We start from the raw sequence: 297 nt of genomic DNA on the forward strand, positions 1-297 counted from the left end.
CGGTGGGGCGGCTTGGGCAGGGTGGTGCGAGGCGGAGGTGAGCTGGTGTTCGGCCTGGCGATGTTGGCCTACGTCGTGGCCGTTCTGCAGCTGCCGGGCTGGCTCGGTTGGGCCCTGTTCGGGCTGTTCGCGACCGCCGGGGTGGCCGTCTCGGTGTGGTTGCACGTCGACCGCGGACGAGACTCGCCTGCGGAGCCGGATCCGCTGGGGCGGTTGGAGGTGCCGGTGGCCCGCCTGACGACTCTGATGATGGCTGTCCTCGCGGCGGCGTTGGCGACAACGGCCTTGGTGTTGCTC

At 71.0% G+C, this 297-nt stretch carries 1 protein-coding gene; it reads left to right on the plus strand.

The window, feature by feature from the left end:
• Positions 1–45: 45 nt before the first annotated feature.
• On the plus strand, positions 46–297 hold a 252-nt coding region (locus tag OO014_RS19285; RefSeq protein WP_272463949.1), incomplete at its 3' end, for a hypothetical protein.

Origin of the sequence: Intrasporangium calvum (genome assembly GCF_028446585.1) — a bacterium.
GTDB classification, from domain to species: domain Bacteria; phylum Actinomycetota; class Actinomycetes; order Actinomycetales; family Dermatophilaceae; genus Intrasporangium; species Intrasporangium calvum_A.